This is a genomic window from Rhizobium sp. NFR07 (assembly GCF_900111905.1).
Classification (GTDB): domain Bacteria; phylum Pseudomonadota; class Alphaproteobacteria; order Rhizobiales; family Rhizobiaceae; genus Neorhizobium.
Genome location: NZ_FOKM01000004.1, coordinates 24,535 through 50,820, shown reverse-complemented (window position 1 = coordinate 50,820; position 26,286 = coordinate 24,535). Strand labels below are relative to the sequence as shown.

Here is a 26,286-nt window from a genome sequence, read left to right as displayed (position 1 = left end):
TTTGGAAAACAACCTGAAAGCAGCGTTCGTCAGCGCCATGAGCAAGGCGGCCTGTACCGTCAACATCGTCACGACCGCGGGCCCGGCCGGGCGCTCCGGCGCGACCGTCTCGGCCATGTCCTCGGTCTCCGCCGACGGCGCCTCCCCGACGCTTCTCGTCTGCATGAACCAGAACAGCGTGACAGCCCAGGCCATCCGCGAGAACGGAACGTTCTGCGTCAATATCCTGAAGGATGATCAGTCGGCGATCTCCGACCGTTTCGCGGGCCGAATGGCCGGTACCGGCGACGAGAAATTCTCTCCGACAGACTGGGAGGTGGGCATAACGGGCGCGCCCCGGCTGCGCGGCGGACTGATTTCCTTCGAATGCCGTCTTGCAAACGAGCAGCAGATCAGTACCCACCATATCTTCATCGGCGAGGTGATCGCCATCTCCGACGAGGGCGATGGCATGCCTCTCATCTATTCGGGCCGCGCCTATGGGCGTCCGGCCCGTATCGAACCCGAACCACTCGCTGTTTCCGCATAAGCGGCAGACATTCTCTCATAGACTTTGAAAAGGCTTGAAAAATCATGGTCGTCCACAAGCGCATCCGCCAGTTCAACACCAAGGCCACCTATCCCGAGCAGAACCTTGACAACGATCTCTGCCAGGCGGTCGTCGCACGCGGCAGCCTTGTGTTCCTGCGCGGCCAGATCGGCCAGAATCTCGATACGTCGGAAAATGTCGGCATCGGCGATGCGGGCGCACAGGCCGAGCAGGCCATGGCCAATATCGCCATGCTGCTGAAGGAAGCCGGCGGCGAGCTGGAGCACATCACCAAGATCACCATCTACCTCATCGATCCGCGTTATCGCGAGGCGGTCTACCGCGTCGTCGGCAAGTGGCTGAAGGGCGTCTACCCGGTTTCCACCGGCATCGTAGTCTCCGCCCTCGCCCGCCCGGAATGGCTGGTCGAGATCGACGCGACCGCCGTCATTCCCGACTGAGCGGCAACAGCAAGAGGCCAATCCATGACCTTCTCGATCAGCGGCCGTTGTGAACAGACCGGCACGTTTGGCATCGCCATCTCGTCGTCTTCTCCGGCCGTGGCGGCGCGCTGCGCCCATGCGCGGCCGGGCGTCGGTGTGGTAGCAACGCAGAACATCACCGATCCTTTGCTCGGACCGAAGGGGCTCGACCTGATGCAGTCCGGGCTTTCGGCGGAGGAAGCTCTGGCCCGACTTCTCGACGGCTATGACACCGCCGACTATCGCCAGCTGGTGCTGCTCGACGCCGCGGGCCGGGTTGCCCTTCACGCCGGGCCGCAGACGCTCGGTATTCACGCCATGGCGAAGGGCAAGGATTGCGCCGCTGCAGGCAATCTCCTGTCGAATACTGAGGTACCGGCAAAGATGGTTGCGGCCTTCGAGACCAGCGAAGGCGCACTCGGCGACCGACTGATCGCGGCCATGCAGGCGGGTGTTGCTGCTGGCGGCGAGGCCGGCCCGGTTCATTCCGCCGGCCTGCTCATGGTGCGCGAGGTCAGTTGGCCGATCGCCGATCTCAGGATCGACTGGGCGGAGGAAGATCCGATCGGCGAGCTCGAAAAACTCTGGTCACTCTACAAGCCGCAGCTCGAGGATTATGTCACCCGTGCCATCAAGCCGCAATCGGCGCCAAGCTATGGCGTTCCGGGCGACGAATGAAAGCTCTGGTTGCCGACATTGGTCTTCCCGAAACCGGCATGCTTCCTTAAAAGGATGAAATGATAAGCCGCATGACGGGGCCGCAGAGTTGCGACCTCGTCAGGGCCGTGTCGCCAGATGTGGGCAGTAGGGTTCGGGCCGCGGTATGCGTTACACGCTTCGTCAGATCGAATATTTCATCGCAACTGCAGAGACGGGCAGCATCACGCTCGCCTCCGAGCGGGTGAACATTTCCCAGCCCTCGATTTCCACGGCCATCGCTCATCTCGAGCAGGAGCTGGACACCCAGCTCTTCGTCCGCCGCCATGCCCAGGGACTGACCCTGACGCCGGCCGGCAAGGCACTTCTCGTCGAAGCCAAGCGCCTTGTCGAACATGCCCAGCAGCTTTACGAGGTCGCCAGCGAGGCCAATGACAAGATCCGCGGTCAGCTGACGCTCGGCTGCATGGTGACGCTGGCGCCGATGATCATGCCGGAGCTTTCCCACGCCTTCACCTCAGCCTTTCCGTCGACCAAGGTGATGCAGGTGGTCGGCGATCACGATACGCTGCTGCAGAAACTGGCGAGCGCCGAAATAGACGTCGCGATCACCTACGACCTGCACGTCCCTGAGGGCTTCGATTTCGTGCCGCTGGCAAGCCTGCCGCCGCATGTTCTGGTGGGCGAAATCCATCCCTTCGCCCGCCTCTCGGCAGTCACCGTCAAGGATATAGCGAGCGAACCGCTTCTTCTTCTCGACCTGCCGATCAGCCGCGAATATTTTCTGGCGATCTTCATGCAGGAAGGGCTCACCCCGCACATTGCGGCACGCTCCCCGCATCAGGATATCCTGCGCACCATGGTCGCCAACGGCTATGGCTATACGCTCGCCAATGTCCGGCCGCGCTCGGATACCGCGATGGACGGCCGAAAGGTCGTGCGCGTCAGGCTTGCCGGCGATCACCGGCCGATGGTGATTGGCCTGGTTTCGCCGAAGGAACGGCGCAAGTCACGGCTCATCGAACTCTTCGAAAATCACTGCCGGAACCGCATCTCCGATGCTTACATTCCCGGCATGGTGGCACCCGTGATGGAGAAGCGCATTCGTCTCGACTGACGACTGCCCGCGCCACCGTACGCCTACGCCCCAAATCAGACTTGCCCATTTTATTGGCAGCGGCCAATGATTAGACAGGGGCTAAGCACTGGGCCAGAATTTCATAATTTACACCCCCCGAACCGTCCGGCTTACTTGCCTCCAAGACGCTCCAGCCTTGGTGGAAAGCGGCATCGGGCCGGAACTATTGGATAAAACAGCCATATGAAGAACAGCGTGATCGACCTGACGACAGCAAAGCCGATCGGCACTCCGGACGAACCGGCGAGATTGAAGCTCCATGCCCAGGGTCTCTGCAAATTCTATGATGGCTTCGCCGCGCTCAACCCCACCGATCTGAAGGTCAATGCCGGCGAACTCTTGACCCTTCTTGGGCCCTCCGGCTCCGGCAAGACGACCATGCTGCAGCTGATCTGCGGCCTCGTGAAGCCGAGTGACGGCCGGCTCTATATCGACGGCCGAGACCATACGGAAAGCGTTGCAAGCGAGCGCGATGTGGGCGTCGTCTTCCAGAACTACGCACTCTTTCCCCACCTGACCGTATACGAGAATATCGCCTTCCCGCTGGAGATGCGCCGCGTGGCCAAGTCCGATGCCGGCAAGCGCATCGCCGAAGTGCTGGACATGGTCGGGCTCGCCGATTTCGGCAAGCGCTTCCCGTCAGAGCTTTCCGGGGGCCAGCAGCAGCGCGTGGCGCTGGCCCGCTGCCTCGTCTACAGCCCCTCGCTGATCCTGATGGACGAGTCACTTTCCGCGCTCGACCGCAAGCTGCGCGAAGCGATGCAGATCGAGATCCGCCGTATTCATCGCGAGACGGGCTCGACGATCATCTTCGTCACCCACGACCAGGAAGAGGCGCTGGCGCTGTCCGACCGCATCTGCCTGATGAATGCCGGCCGTATCGAGCAGATCTGCTCACCCCAGGAAATGTACGAGCGCCCGGTCAGTCGCTTCGCCGCCGACTTCATCGGCATTTCGAACATTTTCGAGGGAACGGTGGCCAACGGGCGCCTCGAGACGTCCGACGGCGCCCTGCCGCTGCCGACGGAAGCGACGGCCGAACGCGGCTATCTCGTGCTGCGTCCCAAGCATATCCGCATCGAAGCCGCCGAAGGCGCCATGCTGTCCGGCCGCCTGATCGAGACGATCTATGCGGGCCCGGAATGCTCGCTGATGATCCGGCTCGAGAGCGGCTTCACCGTCACCGCGCGCCGCTCGTCGAGCCTGCCGCATCTTCCGATCGGCGACATGGTCGGTCTGTCCTGGAAACCGGAGGATACCCGCTTCCTCGACCGATGACCCAAAGCCTCTGCATCCGCATGCCTCAAACATAACAAAGAAGGGAACCAAGATGTCGTCGTTTCTCATGCCCACGCGCCGTAATGTTCTAAAGACCGCCGGCCTTGCCGCCGGTGCGCTCGCCAGCCCTGCCCTGATGCGCTCTTCCTTCGCCGCCGGTCAGCTGACCGTCGCCGATGTCGGCGGCGCGCCGGGCGAAGCCATCAAGAAGACCTTCTACGAGCCCTTCGAAAAGGCGACCGGCATAAAGGTTGTCGGCGTAGCGCATGATCCGGATCCGGTCACCCAGTTCAAGCTGCAGGTCGATACCAAGTCCTATCTCTGGGACGTCTGCATGGTCACGCCGGACCATGTCATGCGCCTGTCCGAAGACAAGCAGTATATCGCGCCTCTCGAAATCGAGAGCCCGGACACCGCCGACATCCTGCCGGGCATGCTGACCGACAACTGGCTCGGCTTCTCCGTCTTCGGCGCCGTCATGGCCTACCGCACCGACAAGTTCAAGGAAGCCGGTCCGTCGAACTGGGCCGAGTTCTGGGATGTCGACAAGTTCCCGGGCCGACGCGGCTTCTACAAGGGCGCCTGGGCAGCACTCGAATTCGCCCTGCTCGCCGATGGCGTCGCGCCGAAGGACCTCTACCCGCTCGACATGGACCGCGCCTACAAGAAGCTCGAAGAGCTGAAGCCTCACGTCGCCGTCTGGTGGACGAGCGGCGCGCACAACACCCAGATCCTGCAGAACGGCGAAGTCGATGCTACCGACACCTGGTCGGCCCGCGCCTACGCGGCAACCGCATCGGGCGCTCCGGTCAAGACCGTATGGCAGGGCGGCTACAGCGTCGACGGCTGGTCGATCGTTCAGGGCGCACCGAACACGGCGGCAGCGCACGAATTCATCAAGTTCTGCATGAAGCCGGAACAGCAGGCCGCCTATACCAGCATCGTTGCCAACGGCCCGACCAACAAGAAGTCCTTCGACTTCATGCCGGCCGAACGCCGTGCCGTTCTGCCGACCGCCCCGGAAAACTTCGGCAACCTCTACGAGATCGACTCCAAGTGGTGGTCGACCAATTACGACGAGGCCGTCGAGCGCATGCAGGAATTCCTGCTTCTCTAGTTTCCCTGATGCCCGGGTTTCCCAACCTGCCCGGGCATCCTTTCCGCCGGGCGCCCGCTTACTCCGCTATTTCAGGGCGTCCGGTCTCTTTTTTCCAGTTTCGCCCATCCCCGGGTGGCGCACGGCGTTTCAAGAGCACGAAGATGAGCAAGAAGAAGATCGTACTGAGCTGCCTTTTCCAGGCCAACGGCTACCACAAGGCCGGCTGGCGCCTGCCGGAAGCCGAAGCCGGCGCCGACACCAATATCGACTACTATATCCGCACGGCAAAGCGGCTCGAGGAAGGACTGTTCGACCTGTTCTTCATCGCCGACACGCCAGCGACCCGCACGGAATATCTCGACACCTGGACCAAGTCGCCAATCTACCAGAACGGCCTCGAGCCGATCACGGTCCTGACCGCGCTTGCGCTCAACACGAGCCGCATCGGCCTCGGCGGCACGGTTTCGACCAGCTTCTTCGAGCCCTTCAACATCGCGCGCCAGTTTGCCGCCCTCGACCATATCTCCAAGGGCCGCGTCGCCTGGAACGTGGTGACCTCGGCCAATGATTATGCCGCCCGCAATTTCGGCCTCGAGCGTCTGCCGCCCCATGGCGATCGCTACGAAAAGGCGAAGGAATGCGTTGAGCTGGTCAAGGCCTATTGGGACACCTGGGAAGACGACGCCTTCATCTTCGACAAGGCGAATGCCATGCAGTTCGACCCGAAGAAATATCACGTGGTCGATCACCAGGGTAAGTTCTTCAAAGTCTATGGCGGCCTGAACGTCGCCCGCTCGCCGCAGGGCCATCCGGTCATCATCCAGGCAGGTGCCTCCGATGCCGGCAAGGAACTGGCCGCCGAGACGGCGGAAATCGTCTTCGGCACCGGCTCCAGCATGGAATCCGCCAAGGCCTTCTACGACGACCTCAAGGGCCGCATGGCGAAATTCGGCCGCGACACCAGCCAGCTCAACATCCTGTCCGGCTTCGATGCCGTCATCGGCGACACCGAGAAGGACGCGGAAGACAAGTTCCAGTACCTGCAGTCGCTGGTTCCGCCGGAACTGGCCGTGCTCTATCTCAGCATGGACCTGGAGACCAACCTCCTCGACCTGCCGCTCGACGAACCGGTGCCACTCGACCGCATTCCGAAGTCTTCCAACAACCACACGGTCTATTTCAACCAGATCTCCGAACTCATCCATTCGGGCAAGACGCTGCGCGAGATCAGCACCAGCTATCGACGCGGCAACCGCGTCATGCGTGGTACGGCAGAGCAGGTCGCGGACTTCATGGAGAAATGGGTCGAGGCGGGTTGCGGCGACGGCTTCATGATGCCGATCGGCTACTATCCGGGCAATCTCGACGACTACATCGACAAGGTCATCCCGATCCTGCAGGAGCGCGGCTCCTACAAGACCGAATATACCGGCACGACATTGCGCGAAAACCTCGGCCTGATCCGCCCGGCAAACCGCTACGCTGCCGGTTGATCGATAAAAACAGGAGGCATCGGCATCCGCTGCCTCCTGCCCTGCAATAGAGACGTTCGAGATGACAGTGGTCGAGACGACATCCCTTTCTTCCAATCGCTCCGGGCCGGACAGCCGCCTGCGGCAGTGGTTGAAGCCCTCGCCCTTCTGGCTGGCCGTGCCCGGCCTTTTGTTCATCCTCGTCTTCTTCCTGGCGCCGACGATCCAGCTGATGTCCGTCAGCTTCTTCGACAAGGCGGGCGAACTGTCGCTCGCCACCTATTCCAGGATGGTCTCCTCGACCGTCTATCTGCGCGTCCTCAGCACCACCTTCGGCATCGCGCTGCAGGTGACGCTCTGGTGCCTGCTGCTCGGATATCCGCTCGCCTATTGGCTCTCCGGCATGCCGGGCCGGCGCCAGCGCATCATGCTGATGTTCGTGCTGCTGCCTTTCTGGACGAGCGCGCTGGTGAAGAATTTCGCCTGGCTCGTACTCCTTGGCCGCAACGGCATCGTCGCGGCCGGTATGGAAAAGATCGGCCTTCCCGGCGGCGATGCACTGCTCTTCAGCCGCGGCACCGTCATCTTCGCGATGGTGCACACGATGCTGCCGCTCGCCGTCGTCACCATGATGCCGATCATGAACCAGATCGACCGCCGCCTGACCATGGCGGCCGAAACGCTCGGCGCAACCGGCGCCCAGGCCTTCTGGCAGATCTTCTTCCATCTGTCCGGTCGCGGCATCGCCACCGCCGGCCTGCTCGTCTTCGTCTCCTCGCTCGGCTTCTTCATCACGCCGTCGCTCGTCGGCGGGCGCACCGAGACGATGATCAGCCAGCTGATCATCACCCAGATCAACACGCTGCAGAACTGGAATTTCGGCAGCGCGCTCGCCGTGCTGCTGGTTCTGGCCTCGCTGCTGACCATCTTCGTCTATGACCGGCTGTTTGGCCTTTCCTCCATCGCCGGCGAAGGCAAGAAGGGCCATGCGGACGGCAAGCTGCGCCGCTTCGGACTGTTCATCACAAGCTGGCTCGGCCGCATCTGCGCCGGCATCCAGCGCTTCTCGGCCCGCAATCTCAAGGGCATTACCGGTCAGGGCCTGCTGTCCACCTATGGCTGGATCGTGCTGATCGTCCTGCTTTTCCCAATTATCGGCGTCGTGCCCATGGCCTTTACCGAGGCGGATTATCTCACCTTCCCGCCGCAGGGTTTCAGCCTGCGCTGGTTCGAGGCCTATCTTTCCTCCCCCGTCTGGGTTTCGGCGACGCTGCGCTCCTTCGGCATTGGCTTTGCCACCGCCTTCATCACCGTCATCGTCGCCGGTCTCGCGGCACTTGGCCTCGCCCGCTCGAACAGCCGCTTTTCCGGCGCCGCCTTCCTGCTGTTCATGGCGCCGATGGTCGTGCCGCCGATCGTCATTGCCATCTCGCTCTTCTATCTCTTCGCCAGCCTGTCGATGATCGCAACCGACAGCGCGATCGCCATCGGCCACAGCGTCATCGCGCTACCGATCGTCTTCGTCATCCTGCTCGCAACCTTCAAGGAACATGACTGGCGGCTGGACCAGGCCGCTGCCACGCTCGGCGCGACGCGCCTGAAGACGGCGCTCCGCATCACCGCGCCGCTGGTGAAACCCGGCCTGATCGTCGGTTTCGTCACCGGCTTCCTGCAGTCCTTCGAGGAACTGACGGTGGCGCTGTTCATCGGTGGTGGCCTGAAGACCACGCTGCCGAAGCAGATGTGGGACGACATCACGCTGTCGGTCAATCCGCGCATCGCCGCAGCCTCCGTCGTCGTGCTGCTTGTCGTGGTGATCCTGTTCTGCGCCATCGAATACTTCCAGCGGCCGGCAAAAGCCCGCCGCTGAGACCTGAGTGAAAAGACTGAAAGCATCCGACATGCACACGCTCGACATCCTGGAAAAGCTCGTCGCCTTCCCGAGCGTCAGTGCCGCCAGCAATCTCGACATCATCGAGTTCTGCCGTGCCGAACTGTCCGTGCACGGTTTCGATTGCCGGCTGGTGCATGACAGCACGGGCAAAAAGGCGAACCTCTTCGCCTCGATCGGCCCGGCGGGCGATAACGGCGTGCTCCTCTCGGGACATACGGATGTTGTCCCTGTCGAAGGACAGGCCTGGACCTGCGACCCATTCACACTTACCCGACGTGACGACCGCGTCCTCGGCCGCGGCACGACCGACATGAAGGGATTTCTGGCAAGCGTTCTGGCGCTCGCGCCGCAAGCCGCGCGCCTGCCGCTGAAGCGCCCGCTGCATATCGCCTTTTCCCATGACGAGGAAATCGGCTGCGTCGGCGTCCGCAGCCTGCTGGCCGACCTGAAAGCCCGAGAGTTCAAGGCCGCACTCGCCATCATCGGCGAACCGACCAGCATGAAACCGGTCATCGGCCACAAGGGAAAACTCGCAGCCCGGGCAACCTGCCGTGGCGTGCCGGGTCATTCCGCCACAGCACCTCTCTTCCTCAATGCGATCCATCTCGCCTGCGCCGTCGTGGATGCAATCCGCGAGACCCAAATGGAACTGGAAGCGAGCGGCAAAAGGGACGTAGACTACGCCATCCCCTACAGCACCGCCCATGCCGGCATCATCGGCGGCGGCAAGGCACTCAATATCGTTGCGGAAGACGCCTTCGTCGATTTCGAGATCCGCCACCTCGCTGGCGACGATGCCGGTACCATCCTCGCCCGCCTTGAAACCAAGGTGGCGAGCAGGATTGCCCCACTTATCTCGGGCTTCCCCGGCAGCGGCGTCACGATCGATGTGAAGAACCGGTATCCGGGCCTTGCGACGGCCGAAACCTCACCAGCCCTCGCCTTCGTCCAGAATCTCGTGCCCGACACCAGGACCTCAAAAGTCTCCTTCGGCACAGAAGCCGGCCTCTTTGCGGAGGAGCTGAGCCTGCCCTCCGTCGTCATCGGCCCGGGAGACATGGCGCAAGGGCATCAACCGGACGAATTCATCGCCATCGACCAGTTGGCCGCCTGTGACAGGTTCCTGGGTGACCTGCTCACCAGCTTGCAATGAACGTCAGCCCCTACCGGCCGTGACGATCGGGCGGCGCCACCTCGATGGACAGGAGCGTCTTCGCCCAAAGACCTTATTGGTCGAACTCCCTGATGACCTCTAGAAAGGTCTCGCCATAGCGCTCCAGCTTGGCCTCGCCGACGCCGGAAATGCCGAGCAGCGCGTCGCGCGTGGTCGGGCGCTCCGTGGCAAAGGCGACGAGCGTCGTGTCGGCAAAGACGACATAGGGTGGAATGGAGAGATCCTTGGCAATCGCCATGCGCGTGCGCCGCAGCGCCTCGAACAGCAGCGCATCCGCCTCGTCCAGTTGCGACCGGGCATTCTTCGCGCTGGGGGACTGGTTTCGGCCCGCCTTGCCGCGCGTCGGCCGGTCTCGGCGAAAATGCACCTCGCGCTCGCGCTTGAACACCGCCCGCGCCTCCGGCTCCAGCTTCAGCGCACCGAACGCGTCATGATCGACGCTGATCAGGCCCGCGGCGAGAAGCTGGCGATAGACCGATTGCCACGTCTTGGTCGGGATATCGCTGCCGACGCCGAAAACCGGCATCTCGGTATGGCCGAAGCGCCGGGTCTTCTCGTTGTCATTGCCAATCAGCACATCGATGACGTGCCCGGTGCCGAACCGCTCGCCGGTGCGATAGACGGCAGCCAGCGCCTTGATCGCCGCTTCCGTGCCGTCCCATGTGTCGACAGGTTTGAGGCAGGTATCGCAATTGCCGCATTGCCCGCCATGCGCCTCACCGAAATGGGCGAGGATAGCCTGGCGGCGGCAGCCCGCGGTCTCGCAGATGCCGAGCAGCGCATTCAGCTTGGCGCGTTCGACACGCTTCACGTCGTTGCCGGAGGTTCCGCCATCGATCATCCGCCCGCGCTGGATGACATCCGCCATGCCATAGGCCATCCACACTTCGGACGGCAGGCCATCACGACCGGCACGGCCTGTCTCTTGGTAATAGGCCTCTACAGACCCGGGCAGGTCGAGATGCGCGACATAACGCACATCCGGCTTGTCGATACCCATGCCGAAGGCGACGGTTGCGACGAGGCAAAGCTCGTCCTCTTTCAGGAAGGCGTCCTGGTTGGCATCGCGTACCTGACGCTCAAGCCCGGCATGATAAGGCAAGGCATAAATGCCCTGCCCGTTCAGCCATTCCGCCGTCTCCTCCACCTTCGCCCGTGACAAGCAGTAGACGATGCCGCTCTCGCCCTTGTGGCGGGAGAGAAACTGCAGCAACTGCTGGCGCGGCTGGTCCCGCTCGACGATCTTGTAGGAAATGTTCGGTCGGTCGAAGGACGAGGTGAAGACGCGTGCGCCCCGGAGCGCCAGCCTGTCGATGATGTCGTCGCGCGTATGTGGATCGGCCGTCGCCGTCAGCGCCATCCGCGGCACGTTCGGGAAGAGATCGGCAAGCTCGCCCAGCTGGCGATATTCGGGGCGAAAGTCATGCCCCCATTGCGAGACGCAATGCGCCTCGTCGATGGCAAACAGCGCGATCCGCGCTCCGCTTATCATTTCCCGGAAACCCGGCGTCGTGATCCGCTCCGGCGTCACATAAAGCAGGTCCAATTCCCCCGCCTTGAGATCCCGCCGCACCTGGTCGAACCCCTCGCGCGACAGCGAGGAATTGAGCGCTGCCGCGCGCACGCCGACCTGGCTCAACGCCTCCACCTGGTCGCGCATCAGCGCGATCAGCGGGGACACGACGATACCGACGCCATCGCGGCAGAGCGCCGGGATCTGGAAGCAGAGCGACTTGCCCGCGCCGGTTGGAAACAGCACGACGGCATCGCCACCGCCAATCACATGCTCGACGACATCGCCCTGCTGGCCGCGAAATGACGAATAACCATAGACACGCTGCAGCACCTCGCCCGGATCCTGCGGCCCGTGGCTGTCGAATAGGATATCAAGATCGTTCGGCTTGCCCTGCATGACGCCCTTTGCTCATCACCATCGCCACTATGGCACAGGAACGCTACCAGTCGCGAGCGTTTCATCCTTCACCAGACCAGCGAACTCGAGAACGAGAACATGGCAGCGGATGCGACGGTATTTTCAGATTTGCGGGGAGAATGGAAGCATCACCTCCCGAGGGCTCTGACTGCATCGAAATTCGCGGCGGCTTCCATCCAGGACCGGACCTAGCTCTTGCCTGCGAAGGGTTCGACAGGTTCGAGCCTGCCAATGGCGCGTTCAAGAACAGCGCCCGCCTCCAGCAGTCGCCGATCCCCAAAGCGCGTGGCGAGCAACTGCACGCCCATCGGCTTTCCGGGCACGCTCCCGACCGGCACCGCCAGTCCCGGCAGCCCGATCGTCGGCGTTCCCATGAAGGGTGCGCAAACCCGGTAGAACCAGTCGATATCGAGGCCGTCGGACACGTCGAGATCGCCGATCATCGGCTTTACCCAGCTGACGGCGGTGAGAACGATCGGCCACTGTTCCAGGAACAGCTGCCATTTGCGCAACAGGCGCGAACGGTGCGCGATGGCCTCCAGCATGTCGTCCCGGCTTTCGATCACCGGCACGCCTTCGAGCTGGATCTCCAGCATTCTCTTCATCTTCCAGTCGCCATGGGAACCCATCAGGTATCCCAGCCCGCCGCGCATCTCGTTGCCGAGCATCAGGCGCCAATGGTCGACAAGTTCCTTGAAGGATGGCGCCGGGATTTCGGCGACCTCATAACCTGCGTCAGCGAGCATGGCGGCGGCCTTGCGGATCGCGGCACTGACCTCCGGGTCCGCTGGGGCTTCATCGGTTTCGGCAACAACCGCGACCTTGCATGGACGGTGCTGAAGCGTGCCGAAGATATCGCCTGCCGGCACCTGCCAGGTATCGTTGGGATCAGGTCGGCTGAGGACCTGCATGGACAACCTGATATCCTCGACGGAACGGGCGAGCGTCCCCTGTGCCGCCATCAGCTGGCTGATGATCTTTCGCTCCGGCGCCGAAAGGCTCGTCTGCGGGATGAGCCCCACCGTCGGTCGCATCCCGTAGACGCCGCAGCAATAGGCGGGATAGCGCATCGATCCGCCGATATCGTTACCATGCGCGATCGGGCCGATGCCTGCCGCAACAGCAGAGCCCGCACCGCCGGAAGAGCCCCCGCAGGTGATCGTCTTGTCATGTGGATTGAGCGTCGCGCCATGCAGGTCATTGTTGGTGAAGGCGCGCATGGAATAGGCCGGCGTGTTGGTGCGACCGACAATCGGCACGGCACCTGCCCTGATCGCCGAAACGACGGAGGAATCATGCCCGGATATATTGTCCTTGTTGGCAACGACCCCGTTTGTATTCGCCCTCCCCTTGTAATCGACATTGATCTTGATGGTCATCGGCACGCCGTGCAGCGGTCCGCTGGGGCCATGCCTGCGCAGCGCCTCGTCGGCCGCCTTCGCTTCGGCAAGGGCGATTTCCGGCATCATATCGACAACCGCATTGATCGCCGGATTGGCAGCATCCATGCGTGCGATCACGCTTTCGGTCGCCTCAACCGAGCCGATATGGCCTTTCGAAATGGCGGCAGCCAGTTCCGAGGCGGTCCATTGCCAGAGTTGCGTGCGCATTTTTTCTCCTGTCGGTCGCCATTGTCAGTCGTCATTGAAAATCGGTGGCTGCCGCAAGCTTCGTGCGCCCTGCTAGAAAGACGCATCCCGGAACGGCACTTAAAAGGCGCTTCGTATAATCGCTGCGGGATGTCTCGAAGAGGTTTCCTGTCGGTCGCTCTTCTTCGATCCGCCCGCGCTGCATCACCAGTATACGGTCGACGGTTTCGCGCGCAACGCGCTGGCCGTGGGTATTGAAGCCCCGCCCGTCATTCATCCGGGAACGAATGCGCACTCCGCATGAGTACAGGGGAAACATCCAATCCTCTCCTGTCATGGGGAATAGAAATCCGTGGCGAGTGTCTACAGCGTCGGAAGCTTTCTTGGAGAAAGGACGACCAGCATGTCTCACAGGATATTTCTTCTCGGTTCCGTGCTGCTGTGCGGAATGGCGATCAGCGGGCCGGCCCTGGCGCATGCCCATCTGAAAAGTGCTGCACCGGCGGATGGTGCAACGCTCCACACCTCGCCATCCGAGATTTCGCTCGGTTTCACAGAAGGCCTTGAACCTGCCTTTTCGACGATCACCGTGACCGGTGAATCAGGAGATCTCACAGCCACGTCGCCGCCCGTTCTCGGCAACGATGATGCCACGACCCTCTCTGTGGCGCCGACCGCATCTCTGCCGCCCGACACCTACACGGTGCGTTGGCATGTGCTGTCCAGGGACGGCCATCCATCATCGGGGTCTTACCAGTTCCGTGTAGCGCCATGACCCCGCTTCAGGCCCTCGCACTGGAGCGCACCGTCCACGACGCCTCACTGGCCTACCTCTGGGGAGGAGGCGGCTTCGCCACCATCCTGGCCGACGCCGGGATACGCAGCCCCCTCGCAACCGCAATGCGAAAATCGCTTTTGCTCGGCACTGCCATAGCAGCCTCCACCAGCGTGATCGCCATTCCCTTGCAGACAGCGGCGATCACCTCAGCCTGGGCATCGATGTTCAGGACGGACCTCTGGTCCGCCTTTGCCTTCGGCACGGGCGCAGGCCTCGCAATGCTCGCACATCTGGCAATCTGCCTTGCCCTGCTTGGCGCGATGTCCTTCGGCTTGAGCCGCCTCTCGATCCTGTTGGCCGCACTGGCACTCAGCAGTCTTGCCGCAAACGGGCACGCAGCCGACGATATTGCCAGCACGCTGTCGGACATCATCCATGTCCTTTTGGCAACGGCATGGGTCGGCGCACTCGTTCCGTTCGTCCTGTTGATGCCGATGACCGCGCGTCCGGAGCTTCGTCCGGCCGCCGTGATGTCGATGTTTCGTTTTTCCCGGGTCGGCCACGTCGTGGTGGCGCTTGTCCTTCTCTCGGGCCTTGCCAATACGCTTCTCATCCTCGGCCATCTCCCGACCGATCCGAGCTCGCCCTATCAGCTCCAGCTCATCCTCAAGATTGCCGTCGCACTGGCGATGGCATGCCTGGCTGTCGTGAACCGCTATCTGTTCGTGCCGATCTATCGGCGCGACCCGACCAGGTCGCAGCGTCTGCTGGTGATGGGCGCAAGCGCAGAGATCGCGCTCGGCGCAATCGCTTTTTCCCTGGTCGCCTCCTTCGGCATCGACGATCCGGCGGCGTGAAAAATTCCAGTCCCGATGGAATAGACGCCTCGCCCGGCTGTCTACCCATCCATAACCAGAAGGAAACAGTCGATGACGATTTGGTCACACGGAAAGTCCTCAGCCTTTGCCGCCGTCATGCTGGCGGCCGCAGGCGCATGCACAGCCTTCGCGCATGATCCATCGCAGCACGGTCATTCGTCCACTGCCGCCGTCTCCCAAGAAACAACCTATTGGACCGAGAATAACGCGGCCATGGAGCGGATGATGGAGAAGATGGAGATCGAGCCGACCGGAGATGTCGACCGCGACTTCGTGGCGATGATGACGCCCCATCACCAGGGCGCGATCGACATGGCACTTGCGGTCCTGAAATACGGCCGGAACGAACAGCTCAAGCGCCTCGCCCAGGAGATCATCGTGGAACAGCAGCAGGAAATCGCTGCGATGAAACTCGCGATCGGCGATCCGCTTCCGCCTTCCGGCCCGGCACCGACGCAGGTTGCGCCGGAAAATGCCCCCGCCGAATCCATGCAGGGCATGGATCCAGACATGAAGATGTAACCCAGAGGTCTTCCAGATGAAAATTCGCAACTCCTTCGCCGCCGCTCTGCTGGCGGGCAGCTTTCTTGCGCCTATAGGCGCTCTCGCAGGCCAAGCCCCAGAAGCCGCGACCGCACCGGATATCCCGGTCAGCAGCAGGGACCGAGTCTATGCGGCCGAGCAGTTTTCCAACACGGTTTCGGTCAGCGACCCGTCAACCAACAAGCTTCTCGGAACGATCAAGCTCGGCGATCCCCAGCCGGGCAATCTCAGCCCGCTCTACAGGGGTCAGGTTCTCGTTCACGGGATGGGATTTTCGCCCGACCACAAGACGCTCGCCGTTGTCTCGATCGGCTCGAACTCCGTCACCTTCATCGACACCGCCACCAATGCCGTGAAGCACACGACCTATATCGGCCGCTCGCCGCATGAGGCATTCTATACGCCTGACGGCAAGGAGATATGGGTGACCGTGCGCGGCGAGGATTACATCTCGGTCATCGATGCAAGCACGTTCGAGGAAAAGCAGCGGATCAAGGTTCCCGGCGGTCCCGGCATGCAGATTTTCTCGCCGGACGGCAAATACGGCTACATCTGCTCGTCCTTTAATCCGGAAACGGTTGCCGTCTCCGTCGCCGACCACCAGATCGTCGGCCATGTGAAGCAGGAAAGCCCGTTCTGCCCCAATATCGCAGCGTCCCCGGACGGCAAGCAGGTCTGGTTCACGCTGAAGGATATCGGCAAGGCACAGGTCTTCAAAGCCGAGGCCCCCTTCGACCTGATCAAGACGATCGACATCGGCCCGATCACCAATCACGTCAATTTCGCCACCAACAGGAACGGCAGTTTTGCCTATGTCACGGTCGGTGGACTGAACGAGGTGAAGGTATTCCGCACCGATACATTCGAACAGATCGCAACGATCCCGGTCGGCAACCTGCCGCACGGCATATGGCCCTCGGGCGACGGTAGTCGTGTCTATGTCGGCCTCGAAAATGCCGACCAATTTGCCGTGATCGATACGTTGGTCAACAAGGTGATCGCCAACATTCCGATCGGCCAGGCGCCACAGGCGGTCGCCTATGTGCCGAACGCGGTTCCCGAAGGCGATGGACTGCAAAATCTGGTCCCCCTCGGCAAGGCCGGAGAAGCCGCTCACTTCAGACTTACCGCCAAGGGCTCGAAGGGCAAGATACCCACGACCGTATCCCTCTTCGATCAGGGCCTGACCCAGGTCCTGCAAGCCTCCGTCACCGGTCTGGAGCCGAAAAAGGCCTATGTCCTCGCCTTGTCGGACAAGCCTGACGGCAGCGGCTCGCTGGAAGGCCTGTCGAATTTCATGACCAACCCGGCAGGTTCCGCGATCGTCAACGCGGTCGGACCGATCCGCCAGATCGTCGAGGCGAAGCACAAGGATGAGCGTCGCTATCTGGTTGTCGCATCGTCGCAGGACGGCAAGCCGGGCAAGGTTCTGCAGGTTCAGGACGCCGATTGACGAGAGGCATGGCGATCCGGGCTGCTTGCGCGGATCGCCTTCAACGGAGATGGTGTGACATGAACGACATGCTGTCGCAGATCGAACCGATGATCCCCGCCCTCAGACGTTATGCCCGGGGCTTGCTCGGAGATCCGGAAACGGCCGACGACATTGTTCAGGACTGCCTGGTGAGGATCGTTGCCAGCTGGCGCAAGCGGCGCAACGAGGATGCCCGGTCTTGGGCCTTCGCAATCCTGCACAACCTGTCGGTCAACCGTCTGCGCCAGAACCTGCGCCGTGGCGCCGCCATGCCGATCGACGACATGCCGGAGACGGTTGGCGCGCTACAGGCAACGCAGGAGCAAACCGTGTTCGGCCACGAGGTCATGTCGGCGATCGAGCGCCTTCCTCCCGACCACCGCGCCATCCTCCTGTTGATCTCCGTCGAGGACATGTCATACGCCGAAGCCGGGCAGGTGCTCGGCATTCCGCTCGGCACGGTGATGTCGCGCCTGTCGCGGGCACGTGAACAATTGCGCATGCTTCTCGAGAACACGCCCGCAGACGCATCGACGCTCCAGAGACCTGCTCCCGGCAGTCCCTATATTCGGAGAGTGAAATGAACGGCAGACCCATCACCGAGGACGACCTCCAGGCATTCGTGGACGATGCCCTCGCCCCGGAAAGGCGCGGTCATGTATCGGAATATCTGCTGACGAATGGTGATGCGGCAGCACGCGTCGCGGCCTACCGGGAGCAGGCGGCAGCGCTGCGGCAATCTCTGGATCCGGTTGCCGATGAGCCGGTGCCGAGCAGGCTCAATCTGGAAAACATCGCGGCCGCGCACCACGCGACGACATCGAGGCCGGGCCTGTTGCGACTGGCGGCTGCCGCCGCAGTGCTTCTCGCCATCGGCGCGACGGGCGGTTGGCTGACGAAGGGCTACATGCTGCCTCCGACCGAAGGGGTGGCAGCGCTGGCGCTGGAAGCCTCCGCCAGCTACGGCGCGTTTGCCGCCGACAGGCTGAGGCCGGTGGAAGTCAGGGCCGATGGCAGCGACACCCTGCAGCAACTCGCTTCGGCAACGCTGGGCGGCTCAGTGGCCATCCCCGATCTCGGCGCATCCGGCTACCGACTGATGGGCGGCCGCGTCGTTCCGACGACGCACGGAGCCGGGTTCATGCTCATGTATGACGACGACAAGGGCCATCGCATCGTCATGCTGGCGCGGCGCATGCTTGTCGATCAGAACAGGCCAATGTTTGCCAGCACCGCCGGAGACGTCAACGGCTGGAGCTGGGCCAAGGACGGCATGGGATACAGCATCGTCGGATCCATTCCGGCGGAAAACCTCCATCCCGTGGCGGACGTGGTGCGTTCACAGATATAGGCCCGCCGAACGCAGAGCGTTCCCATCGCGCCAGCGGGCCATATCACCCCCTCATTCCGCCGGCGGTCCTGTAGACCGTCGGATCGGGTATCGGCACCGCTTTCATCAACGCCCTGGTATAGTCTTCACGCGGGTTCTCGAAAATCTCGCTGCGCGTACCCGCCTCGACGATCTGTCCTCCATGCATGACGGCGACCCTGTGCGACATGCGCTCGATGACGGCCATGTCGTGCGAGATGAAGAGATAGGCGAGGCCCATCGTTTCCTGCAGTTCCAGCATCAGGTCCAGCACCTGCGCGCGGACCGACACGTCGAGCGCTGCAACGCTCTCGTCTGCGACGATCAGCTTCGGTTCGAGCGCAAGCGCGCGGGCAATGCAGATGCGCTGGCGCTGGCCGCCGGAAAATTCGTGCGGATAGCGTGTCGCCGCATCCGGCGTGAGCCCGACCCGTCGCAAGAGATCCGCAACCCGTTCGCGCCGTTCGGCGGGCGTACCGATGCCGTGAATGATCAAAGGCTCGGCAACCGCCTTGCCGACCGACATGCGTGGATCGAGCGACGCATAGGGATCCTGGAAGATCATCTGCGCCGAGCGGCGGACGGGCCGCATCTCGTGATGAGACAGGCGGGAAATGTCATAGCCGTCGAGCTGCACCGATCCGGAGAATGGAATGAGGCCCAGCACCGCCTTTCCTGTCGTCGATTTTCCCGAACCGCTTTCTCCGACGAGACCCATCGTTTCTCCCGGCATGATCTCGAAGGAAATGTTGCTGACGGTCGTGGGCGGCGCCTGCCGACGAAACAGCATGCCCGAGCCACGGCCATAGCTGATACTGAGATCGCGGACATTTAGGATCGGCGCCGTCGCCCTCTCCCTCGGCCTCGGCTCACCCTTCGAAACCCTGGGCGGACCCTCGGTCCCCGCAAAAGCGCCGAGCCGTGGCACGGCCGCCAGCAGCCGGCGCGTGTAGGGCTCCGACGGGTTCCGAAACAGATCGAGCGAATTGCGCTGCTCGACGATACGCCCATTCTGCATGATCGCCACGCGATCGGCCATTTCGGCGACGACACCCATGTCATGGGTAATCATGACGATTGAGGTGCCGAACTCGCCCTTCAACTCCCGCATCAGGTTGAGGATCTGCGCCTGCACGGTCACGTCGAGCGCCGTGGTCGGCTCGTCGGCGATCAGCACCTTCGGTCGGCAGGAGAGCGCCATGGCGATCATCACGCGCTGGCGCATGCCGCCCGAGAGTTCATGCGGATATTGCTTCAAGCGTCGAGCGGGATCAGCGATATGCACCGCATCCAGCATCTGCCGGGCAACGGTTTCAGTATTGTCGGCCTGCTGATGCTCGCGGATCGCCTCGGTCAGCTGGGCGCCGATGCTCATCACCGGATTGAGCGACGTCATCGGTTCCTGGAAGATCATGGCGATCTCGCCGCCGCGGACATGCCGCATCTGGCTGTTGGAAAGCCGTGTCAGCTCCCGATCACCCTGGATGATATTGCCGGACGTCACGCGGAGCGAAGCCTTGGGCAAAAGCCCCATGATCGAGAGCGAGGTTACCGACTTGCCCGACCCGCTTTCGCCGGCAAGGCAGAGCGTCTCCCCTGCCCTCAGATCGAAGCTGATATCATCGAGAACCCGCTTCAGCCCCTCCGGCGTGCGTGCGTCGACGCAGAGGTTTTCGACCCGCAGCACCGGCTTGTCGTAGCCTTCAGCGTCCATCACGAAAGGACGATCCGGGGGAAATAGAAGGAAACGACCCAGTTCGGCATGTCGACGATTTCGCTGATCCTCAGATCGCCGCAGACCGAGCACAGCATATAGGCGTCGACCGCGCTGTAACCGTGTTCGGCGGTCAGAAGATCGATCATCCGCATCACGGCCTCGCGGGCTCCCGTCATCAGGTCCGGACCGATGCCGGTCGTCACTTCATAACCCATACCGTCGAGATGGCGCGTGACCGGCTCGGTGATCGTGAAGCGCGGCGTCTTCAGATTGGCACCCTTGATGAGATCGAGCGTCAGCTCGACATTCATCTGGCTTTCGATCGCCGTACCGCAGACCTCGCCGTCGCCCTGGGCGGCATGGGTATCGCCAACGGAAAACAGTGCGCCTTCCACCTCGATCGGCAGGTAGAGCGTCACCCCGGCCGTCAGATCGCGAATGTCCATATTGCCGCCGACCTGGCGGGGCGGGACGACGGAATGCAGGCCGGGTTCAGCCGGAGCGACGCCGATCGTGCCGGTGAACGGCTTCAGCGGCACCTTGCCGCCCGGCCCGAAGGCCGATGGCGCCATGGATACGCTATCGTATGTCCAGACATGCAAGGCCGGATCCTTGAACTGGTCGGCCAGCAGCCCGAAGCCCGGAATATTTGCCGTCCAGCCGACGCCCGAAGGATGAAACTTGCGGATCGTCACCTTCAACGCATCGCCCGGCTTCGCGCCCTCGACATAGACCGGACCGGAGACCGGGTTGATCTTGCCGAAATCGAGATTGGCAAGGGTCGCAAGCGTCGCGTCGGCGCCGATCTGGCCACCGGACGAATCCATGCATTCGAAGAGAATGGTCTCGCCCGGCTTTGCCGTCAGCGCCGGGGGAAAATCGCGGTTCCAGCCGAAATTATGCTGGGCGCTATGAATGGTGTGATTGCAGATGCTGCACATGGCATGTCTCCCGGAAAATTGCAGCCTTCCCAACCTATCGCCGGGAAGGCGGGTATTCCTCTAAGCGCTACTTCACGAAGATCGCGTCGTAGTTGATGACGCGGGTCGGATCGATATAGACATTGTCCTCGCCGCCCATGCGCAGCGACTTGGCGACGACCCGGCGCTCGTTGGTGACGGGGATCCACGGCGCGTCATTCATCGCGTCGGTGAAGATCTTCTTCCACGCTTCCACGCGTTCCGCCGACTTTGCCGGGTCCGACATGGAATCGGCTGCCGTCGCGCGCTTGTCGAGATCTTCGTTGCAGTACCACGACCAGTTCCAGCCGCCCTGTACGGCGCCTGCACAACCGAGAATCGGGCCGTAGAAATTGGACGGATCCGGGAAGTCGGCGATCCAGGCCATGCCGCCGGACCAGATCATCGGCGCCTCGCCCTCGGTGCCGCCGGCCGCAATCACGTTGCCCTGCGCCAGCGCGCGGATTTCGGCCTTGATGCCGATGGCCGCCAAATCCTGCTGGATCGCCTGGGCGATGCGCGGCTGCGGATCGGTGTTGGTGGCATAGAGCACGGTTTCGAAACCATCCGCCAGTCCTGCTTCCGCCAGAAGTGCCTTCGCCTTGTCGACGTCATAGGCAAAGCCCGGATAGTCCTTGTCGTAGCCCGGCATCAGCGGCGGCAGCACTTCCTTGGCGGGCGTGGCCCGACCGTTCAGGATGCGGACGATACGCTCCTTGTTGATCGCGTGGTTCACCGCCTGACGAACCTTCAGGTCGTCGAAGGGTTTTACCTTGGTGTTCAGCGTCACGTATCCGGTATGAAGCTGCTCGCCATCGACGATCATCTGTGCGCCATCGGCAGAGTTCTTGATTTCCAGGAATTTGGCCGGCGGAATGCCGTCGCCGGCAATGTCGACCTCGCCCTTCTGCAGGCGCAGCAACGCGACCAGCGGTTCCTGGCCGACCTCGACCGTGAAGCTGTCGATCTTCGGCATGTCCTTGACGTAGTAGCTCGGGTTCTTTTCGAAGACGAGTTTCTGGCCGATCACCCAGTCCTTGAGGGCAAAGGTGCCGGAGCCGACGGGATGCTTGCCGAAATCGCCGGCGGCTGCCTCGACGGCCTCCTTCGGCACGACCGAGGCGAAGTTGATCGCCAGCACATGCAGGAAGGTCGCGTCAGGCCGCGAGAGCTTGAAGACGACGGTACCGTCATCGGGTGTTTCGATACCCGAAAGGCCGGTCGCCTTGCCGCCGGTCAGATTCTCGAAACCATTGATCGCACCGAAGAAGCCGGCACCGGGCCCCTGCGTCTTCGGATCGACCGCGCGCTCGATCGAATATTTGAAGTCGGAAGCGACCACGTCGCGGCCGTTCGAGAATTTCACGCCCTTGCGCAGCTTGAAGGTGTAGCTGAGACCGTCCGGCGCGACCTCGAAGCTCTCGGCAAGCGACGGCACGAGGTTTGCCGTGCCGGGCTCGTAGTCCATCAGGCGAGAATAGAGGCTCTTGATCATCGACCAGTTGACCCAGTCATAACCGATGGCCGGGTCGAGCGTGACGATGTCGTCCTTGTAGGTCACGACGATATCCTTGCCCTCGGCCATCGCGGCGAAAGGTGCAAGCATGATCGCCGCGGCAGTCGTCGTTCCAAGTAACCAGCTCTTGAGCATTTTAAGTTCCCCTTTTGGCTTTGGTCAGGATGTTCGGATGCGCGGATCGATGAACGGTGCGATCACGTCGGCGACGAGGTTGCCGGTGACGATTGCGAGGGCCGAGGTCAGCGTCACGCCCATGATGATGGGAATGTCGACCTGCTGGATCGCCTGCCAGGCCAGCTGGCCGATGCCCGGCCAGCCATAGACGGCCTCCACCACCACCACGCCGCCCATGAACTGGCCGATATCGATGCCGATCATTGCGACGATCGGCAGGATGGCGTTGGGCAGGGCATGGCGAAAGATGATCCGGCGCGACGACAGTCCCTTGGCGCGGGCGGTTCGCACATAGTCCTGGTTCAGGACGTCGATCATCGCCGAGCGCACCATGCGCGCATACCATCCGGCACCCAGCACGCCGAGCGTCATGGCCGGCAGGACGACATGGGCGAAGCTGCCGTAGCCGCTCATCGGAAACCAGCCGAGCGTGACGGCGAAGACGTAGAGAAGCAGCAGCGCCACGACGAATTGCGGTGCCGAAACACCAACGAAGGACGCCATCATCACCACGCGGTCGACGGTCCCGCCGCGCTTGACGGCTGCGATCGTGCCGAACGTGATGCCAAGCACGACCTCGACCAAAATCCCCGCCGCCATCAGCGTCAGGGTTGCGGGCAGGCGGGCGACGATCAGCGTCCAGACTTCCGTCTTCTGTGCATAGGAACGGCCAAGATCGCCCTGCAGCAGACCGGAAAGATAGGTCCAGAACTGGACGAGGAGCGGCTGGTCGAGACCGAGCTCGTGGCGGATGGAGGCGACCGTCTGCGCCGTGGCGCTGCGGCCGGCAAGCATTCGCGCCGGATCGGCCGGCAGCGCATAGAGCAGCACGAAGGTGATGGCGGCAACGCCGATGAGGATGAGAAACGCCTGTCCGAGGCGGCGAAGAAGCATAAAGCCCATCAGCCCCTCCCCCGCTGCGTCGGGTCGAGAATGTCGCGCAGGGCATCACCGACGAGGTTGAACGCGAGTGCCGTCAGGAGGATGACCATGCCGGGGAAGAACACCAGCCAGGGGGCTGCCTGGAAATAGCTCTGGCTTTCGAAGATGATGTTGCCCCAGGAGGGTTCGGGCGGCTGCACGCCGATGCCGAGGAAGGACAGCGTCGCTTCGAGCAACACGGTGGTGGCGATGCCGAGCGTGCCCCAGACGATCGCCGTCGGCACCAGATGCGGCAGTATATGCAAAAACAGGATACGCCCGTGGCCGGCGCCAAGCGACCGTTCCGCCATGATGAAATCGCGTTCGACGAGACCGCGCGTCTCGGTATAGACGATGCGCGCCACCTGCACCCAGTTGACCAGCGCGATCACCATCGCGACGATCCAGAGACTGGGCCTCAGCAGCGCCGCCAGCACGATGGCGAGCAGCAGGGCTGGAAAGGCCATCATCAGGTCGGTGAAGCGCATCAGGATATTGCCCGCAAGGCCGCGCAGATAGCCGGCGACGATGCCGATGAACAGGCCGATCGTCACGGCGATGCCGTTGGCGACGAGACCGATGATCAGCGACGTGCGCGCACCGTAAAGCATGCGCGAAAGGAGGTCGCGGCCGAGCGTATCCGTGCCCAGCAGGAACTGCCCGCCCGGCGGCATCGGCGCGCCTTCCAGCGTCAGTCCGTCGAACATCTGTTCGTCGGGGCTGAAGGGCGCGATCAGCGGCGCGGCAAGTGCCAGCACGACGACCAAGATAACGACAACCAGCCCGAAGACAGCCGTCGGCTGGCGCAGGAGCGAACGGACGATGCCCATCAGCCGACCTCCGGCAGGGCTTCCGCCCCGCCGAGCAGCATTGCGGCAACCTCTTCCATCGTTAGCCGCCGCTGCATGGCGCAACCGCGCAATGTCGCATAGGCCTCATCCTCGGTGAGCCCGCGCGCCGCCCGCAGCTTTTCGACCGCCGCATGAACGAGGGGCCGCATGCGAATGCGCTCTTCAAGATGACGCAGCTTGTCCGCGGCGGCCTGGCGTTCCTCGTGGATCGATACCGCCATGACCAGCGCCGGGAAGATGGCGGAGGCTGCGACCGGCTTTGGAATGATCGCGCTTGCGCCCTGTTTCATTGCCCATGCGATACGTCCGGGCGCTTCTGATCCAAGCAGGGCCACCAGCGGCTTTCCTGATACCCCATCCGCCTGCGGCAGCAGGTCGTCCCACCCCTGGTCGGCATCGACGAGGACAAGATCGGCATCGGCCCATGTCGAAAGCGGTTCCCAACGGCGTGTCGCCCGGATGCCGAGCAGGCCGAACTGGCGCTCCAGCCTTTCGGTATTGCTGTCCTCGCGATGCAGGATCACGGCCCGCCAGCCGGTGAAGTTCGGCGTCCGGCTCATGACACTATCCTCAGCTTGGCGGGCATGGATGTGCCGCGCGTGGTGAGATAGGGATCGGCGGCAAGCGCCGGGCGGGAAGCTATGACATCGAAGCCGTTGCCGTCGTTGATGCGACCAAGATGGAACGGCAGGGCGGCGTGGTTGGTACGCCGATCGATCTCGAGTGACCCCAGCAGCGAAGGCCACTTGCGGCCATGCACCTCGCGACGAACCGCCTCCGGCTCGTCGCTGCCAGCCGCAAGGATCGCGGCCACGCAGAGATCGACGGCCACATAGGCGCTGGCAAAGACGCTGGAAATGCGTCGATCATGACCGTATCGCAAGGCGGCACGGGATTTGAAATCGCGGTTCTCCGCCGTCTCCAGCGTATCGAAATAAGAGGCAGCGCAAAGCTGACCGGTCGCCGATCCTTTCGCGATCAGCTCGAGTTCGCACTCCATCAGGTCGCAACTGACCACCGGGCAGTTTTCCGGCCGGAAGAACGGATCCGTCTCCCCGAGCGCCTTCATCGCCTCAAGGAAGGCATAGCTGGAGGGACCGATGAGATTGTTGAGGACGAAGCTCGGGCGCCGCTCGGCAATCTCGGCGATGATCCGCTCCACCGCCGTTTCCTCCAACGGCAGGTAACGTTCCCCCAGTATCTCGCCGCCCGCATTGGCGATCAGTTCGCGCGCAAGCCGGTTCATCTCCCAGCCCCAGACATAGTTGGCGCCGGTAAGATAAGGCCGCGCGCCGTAGCGGGGAATGAGATATTCGAAGGCCGGGATCAGGTGCTGGTTCGGGCAGCCGCCGATATAGATGACGCTCTCATTCGCCTCGAAACCCTCATACGGGCACATATACCAGAGCAGCCCGTCATGCTTCTCGACCAGCGGAATGACCTCCTTGCGGGCAGCGGACGTGATCGTGCCGACGATATGGCGGCAGTCGGCACGCAGCATCTGCTGCGCCCCGTCCAGGTAACCCTGCAGGCTGGCATGCGGATCGTAGAGGATCGGCTCGATGACGCGTCCGGTTCGCTTGGCATTGTCCTCGATGGCCAGCATCGCGCCGTCGCGGGCATCCACGCCCATCGCCCCATAAGGGCCGGTCGTGGAGTAGAGAATACCGATCTTCAGCGTCTCGTTCATGATAGCCCAAATGCAAAAACCCCATGACGCAACTCCCGCCGACAAGCGGGGCGTCATGGGGCGAAACTGCCCAGCGACATCGAAGTCATGTGAAGTGCGGATCGAAACCTGCCTAATCCGCAGGCTTGATTAAAATACAGACATCAGCGGCAAGTCAAGCGGGAAGAA

The 26,286-nt window shown here is 62.6% G+C and carries 25 protein-coding genes; 15 read left to right on the top strand and 10 right to left on the bottom strand.

Annotated features, from left to right (window positions below):
* Position 1: 1 nt before the first annotated feature.
* The 9 genes from BM216_RS09940 (at position 2) to argE (ending at position 9,702) form a co-directional block, all read left to right on the top strand.
* Positions 2–529, top strand: a complete 528-nt coding sequence (locus tag BM216_RS09940; RefSeq protein ID WP_177230752.1) for a flavin reductase family protein — start codon at positions 2–4, stop codon at positions 527–529.
* Positions 530–573: 44 nt separating this feature from the next.
* Positions 574–990: a RidA family protein gene (locus BM216_RS09935; protein ID WP_092998619.1), complete on the top strand. Its 417-nt coding sequence runs from the start codon at positions 574–576 to the stop codon at positions 988–990.
* Between the two features lie 24 nt (positions 991–1,014).
* Entirely contained in the window at positions 1,015–1,689 is a 675-nt protein-coding gene (locus tag BM216_RS09930; protein ID WP_092998617.1) for a DUF1028 domain-containing protein, read from the top strand.
* A gap of 145 nt (positions 1,690–1,834) precedes the next feature.
* Positions 1,835–2,785: a LysR family transcriptional regulator gene (locus BM216_RS09925; RefSeq protein WP_092998615.1), complete on the top strand. Its 951-nt coding sequence runs from the start codon at positions 1,835–1,837 to the stop codon at positions 2,783–2,785.
* 204 nt (positions 2,786–2,989) lie between these two features.
* A complete protein-coding gene (locus BM216_RS09920) occupies positions 2,990–4,084 on the top strand; it encodes an ABC transporter ATP-binding protein (RefSeq protein WP_092998613.1) in 1,095 nt (364 codons plus the stop codon).
* A 52-nt stretch (positions 4,085–4,136) separates the two neighbouring features.
* Entirely contained in the window at positions 4,137–5,201 is a 1,065-nt protein-coding gene (locus tag BM216_RS09915; protein ID WP_092998611.1) for an ABC transporter substrate-binding protein, read from the top strand.
* Between the two features lie 143 nt (positions 5,202–5,344).
* Positions 5,345–6,676 carry an LLM class flavin-dependent oxidoreductase gene (locus BM216_RS09910; RefSeq protein WP_092998609.1) on the top strand — a complete coding sequence of 444 codons (1,332 nt, stop codon included), beginning with the start codon at positions 5,345–5,347 and terminating at the stop codon, positions 6,674–6,676.
* Positions 6,677–6,737: 61 nt separating this feature from the next.
* A complete protein-coding gene (locus tag BM216_RS09905) occupies positions 6,738–8,525 on the top strand; it encodes an ABC transporter permease subunit (RefSeq protein WP_092998607.1) in 1,788 nt (595 codons plus the stop codon).
* A 7-nt stretch (positions 8,526–8,532) separates the two neighbouring features.
* On the top strand, positions 8,533–9,702 hold the full coding sequence (gene argE, locus BM216_RS09900) for an acetylornithine deacetylase (protein ID WP_348272000.1): 1,170 nt from the start codon (positions 8,533–8,535) through the stop codon (positions 9,700–9,702).
* Positions 9,703–9,775: 73 nt separating this feature from the next.
* On the opposite strand, the gene recQ is transcribed toward argE, so the two are convergent.
* From recQ to BM216_RS09885, 3 genes are all read right to left on the bottom strand, one after another.
* Positions 9,776–11,635, bottom strand: a complete 1,860-nt coding sequence (gene recQ, locus BM216_RS09895) for a DNA helicase RecQ (protein ID WP_092998603.1) — start codon at positions 11,633–11,635, stop codon at positions 9,776–9,778.
* A gap of 209 nt (positions 11,636–11,844) precedes the next feature.
* Positions 11,845–13,266, bottom strand: a complete 1,422-nt coding sequence (locus tag BM216_RS09890; protein ID WP_092998601.1) for an amidase — start codon at positions 13,264–13,266, stop codon at positions 11,845–11,847.
* Between the two features lie 31 nt (positions 13,267–13,297).
* Positions 13,298–13,564 (bottom strand): hypothetical protein, encoded by a 267-nt coding sequence (locus BM216_RS09885; protein ID WP_177230751.1) that lies wholly within the window; start codon positions 13,562–13,564, stop codon positions 13,298–13,300.
* Positions 13,565–13,648: 84 nt separating this feature from the next.
* Between BM216_RS09885 and copC the strand changes: the two genes are divergently transcribed.
* From copC to BM216_RS09855, 6 genes are all read left to right on the top strand, one after another.
* Positions 13,649–14,020: a copper homeostasis periplasmic binding protein CopC gene (copC, locus tag BM216_RS09880; RefSeq protein ID WP_092998599.1), complete on the top strand. Its 372-nt coding sequence runs from the start codon at positions 13,649–13,651 to the stop codon at positions 14,018–14,020.
* Positions 14,017–14,880 carry a CopD family protein gene (locus BM216_RS09875; RefSeq protein ID WP_092998597.1) on the top strand — a complete coding sequence of 288 codons (864 nt, stop codon included), beginning with the start codon at positions 14,017–14,019 and terminating at the stop codon, positions 14,878–14,880. Before copC ends, BM216_RS09875 begins: the two co-directional genes overlap by 4 nt.
* Positions 14,881–14,952: 72 nt before the next feature.
* Positions 14,953–15,423: a DUF305 domain-containing protein gene (locus BM216_RS09870; RefSeq protein WP_092998595.1), complete on the top strand. Its 471-nt coding sequence runs from the start codon at positions 14,953–14,955 to the stop codon at positions 15,421–15,423.
* A gap of 16 nt (positions 15,424–15,439) precedes the next feature.
* Entirely contained in the window at positions 15,440–16,897 is a 1,458-nt protein-coding gene (locus tag BM216_RS09865; protein ID WP_092998593.1) for a YncE family protein, read from the top strand.
* Positions 16,898–16,956: 59 nt separating this feature from the next.
* Positions 16,957–17,502, top strand: coding sequence for an RNA polymerase sigma factor (locus BM216_RS09860; protein ID WP_092998591.1), 546 nt, complete (start codon positions 16,957–16,959; stop codon positions 17,500–17,502).
* The gene (locus BM216_RS09855) at positions 17,499–18,269 is read left to right on the top strand and encodes an anti-sigma factor family protein (RefSeq protein ID WP_092998589.1); all 771 of its coding nucleotides are present in this window, start codon (positions 17,499–17,501) and stop codon (positions 18,267–18,269) included. The genes BM216_RS09860 and BM216_RS09855 overlap by 4 nt, the downstream gene beginning before the upstream one ends.
* A 43-nt stretch (positions 18,270–18,312) precedes the next feature.
* Here BM216_RS09855 and BM216_RS09850 read toward each other — a convergent pair whose 3' ends face one another.
* From BM216_RS09850 to BM216_RS09820, 7 genes are all read right to left on the bottom strand, one after another.
* Positions 18,313–20,001 (bottom strand): ABC transporter ATP-binding protein, encoded by a 1,689-nt coding sequence (locus BM216_RS09850; protein WP_092998587.1) that lies wholly within the window; start codon positions 19,999–20,001, stop codon positions 18,313–18,315.
* Positions 20,001–20,945 (bottom strand): acetamidase/formamidase family protein, encoded by a 945-nt coding sequence (locus BM216_RS09845; RefSeq protein WP_092998585.1) that lies wholly within the window; start codon positions 20,943–20,945, stop codon positions 20,001–20,003. Before BM216_RS09845 ends, BM216_RS09850 begins: the two co-directional genes overlap by 1 nt.
* A gap of 67 nt (positions 20,946–21,012) precedes the next feature.
* On the bottom strand, positions 21,013–22,614 hold the full coding sequence (locus tag BM216_RS09840) for an ABC transporter substrate-binding protein (protein WP_092998583.1): 1,602 nt from the start codon (positions 22,612–22,614) through the stop codon (positions 21,013–21,015).
* Between the two features lie 24 nt (positions 22,615–22,638).
* Positions 22,639–23,559 carry an ABC transporter permease gene (locus tag BM216_RS09835; RefSeq protein WP_092998581.1) on the bottom strand — a complete coding sequence of 307 codons (921 nt, stop codon included), beginning with the start codon at positions 23,557–23,559 and terminating at the stop codon, positions 22,639–22,641.
* A complete protein-coding gene (locus BM216_RS09830) occupies positions 23,559–24,407 on the bottom strand; it encodes an ABC transporter permease (protein WP_092998579.1) in 849 nt (282 codons plus the stop codon). Before BM216_RS09830 ends, BM216_RS09835 begins: the two co-directional genes overlap by 1 nt.
* Positions 24,407–24,988, bottom strand: coding sequence for an ANTAR domain-containing response regulator (locus BM216_RS09825; protein WP_092998577.1), 582 nt, complete (start codon positions 24,986–24,988; stop codon positions 24,407–24,409). Before BM216_RS09825 ends, BM216_RS09830 begins: the two co-directional genes overlap by 1 nt.
* On the bottom strand, positions 24,985–26,118 hold the full coding sequence (locus tag BM216_RS09820) for a transporter substrate-binding protein (RefSeq protein WP_092998575.1): 1,134 nt from the start codon (positions 26,116–26,118) through the stop codon (positions 24,985–24,987). The genes BM216_RS09825 and BM216_RS09820 overlap by 4 nt, the downstream gene beginning before the upstream one ends.
* Positions 26,119–26,286: the final 168 nt, after the last annotated feature.

Excerpts from the sequence above, each read along its gene's own strand:
- BM216_RS09820 (WP_092998575.1), bottom strand. The coding sequence starts at position 26,118 with ATGAACGAGACGCTGAAGATCGGTATTCTCTACTCCACGACCGGCCCT.
- BM216_RS09925 (WP_092998615.1), top strand. The coding sequence starts at position 1,835 with ATGCGTTACACGCTTCGTCAGATCGAATATTTCATCGCAACTGCAGAG.
- BM216_RS09930 (WP_092998617.1), top strand. The coding sequence starts at position 1,015 with ATGACCTTCTCGATCAGCGGCCGTTGTGAACAGACCGGCACGTTTGGC.
- BM216_RS09835 (WP_092998581.1), bottom strand. The coding sequence starts at position 23,559 with ATGGGCTTTATGCTTCTTCGCCGCCTCGGACAGGCGTTTCTCATCCTC.
- BM216_RS09830 (WP_092998579.1), bottom strand. The coding sequence starts at position 24,407 with ATGGGCATCGTCCGTTCGCTCCTGCGCCAGCCGACGGCTGTCTTCGGG.
- BM216_RS09860 (WP_092998591.1), top strand. The coding sequence starts at position 16,957 with ATGAACGACATGCTGTCGCAGATCGAACCGATGATCCCCGCCCTCAGA.
- BM216_RS09845 (WP_092998585.1), bottom strand. The coding sequence starts at position 20,945 with ATGTGCAGCATCTGCAATCACACCATTCATAGCGCCCAGCATAATTTC.
- BM216_RS09915 (WP_092998611.1), top strand. The coding sequence starts at position 4,137 with ATGTCGTCGTTTCTCATGCCCACGCGCCGTAATGTTCTAAAGACCGCC.
- recQ (WP_092998603.1), bottom strand. The coding sequence starts at position 11,635 with ATGCAGGGCAAGCCGAACGATCTTGATATCCTATTCGACAGCCACGGG.
- copC (WP_092998599.1), top strand. The coding sequence starts at position 13,649 with ATGTCTCACAGGATATTTCTTCTCGGTTCCGTGCTGCTGTGCGGAATG.
- BM216_RS09855 (WP_092998589.1), top strand. The coding sequence starts at position 17,499 with ATGAACGGCAGACCCATCACCGAGGACGACCTCCAGGCATTCGTGGAC.
- BM216_RS09910 (WP_092998609.1), top strand. The coding sequence starts at position 5,345 with ATGAGCAAGAAGAAGATCGTACTGAGCTGCCTTTTCCAGGCCAACGGC.
- BM216_RS09920 (WP_092998613.1), top strand. The coding sequence starts at position 2,990 with ATGAAGAACAGCGTGATCGACCTGACGACAGCAAAGCCGATCGGCACT.
- BM216_RS09870 (WP_092998595.1), top strand. The coding sequence starts at position 14,953 with ATGACGATTTGGTCACACGGAAAGTCCTCAGCCTTTGCCGCCGTCATG.
- BM216_RS09885 (WP_177230751.1), bottom strand. The coding sequence starts at position 13,564 with ATGTTTCCCCTGTACTCATGCGGAGTGCGCATTCGTTCCCGGATGAAT.
- BM216_RS09875 (WP_092998597.1), top strand. The coding sequence starts at position 14,017 with ATGACCCCGCTTCAGGCCCTCGCACTGGAGCGCACCGTCCACGACGCC.
- BM216_RS09935 (WP_092998619.1), top strand. The coding sequence starts at position 574 with ATGGTCGTCCACAAGCGCATCCGCCAGTTCAACACCAAGGCCACCTAT.
- BM216_RS09840 (WP_092998583.1), bottom strand. The coding sequence starts at position 22,614 with ATGCTCAAGAGCTGGTTACTTGGAACGACGACTGCCGCGGCGATCATG.
- BM216_RS09905 (WP_092998607.1), top strand. The coding sequence starts at position 6,738 with ATGACAGTGGTCGAGACGACATCCCTTTCTTCCAATCGCTCCGGGCCG.
- BM216_RS09825 (WP_092998577.1), bottom strand. The coding sequence starts at position 24,988 with ATGAGCCGGACGCCGAACTTCACCGGCTGGCGGGCCGTGATCCTGCAT.
- BM216_RS09890 (WP_092998601.1), bottom strand. The coding sequence starts at position 13,266 with ATGCGCACGCAACTCTGGCAATGGACCGCCTCGGAACTGGCTGCCGCC.
- BM216_RS09865 (WP_092998593.1), top strand. The coding sequence starts at position 15,440 with ATGAAAATTCGCAACTCCTTCGCCGCCGCTCTGCTGGCGGGCAGCTTT.
- BM216_RS09850 (WP_092998587.1), bottom strand. The coding sequence starts at position 20,001 with ATGGACGCTGAAGGCTACGACAAGCCGGTGCTGCGGGTCGAAAACCTC.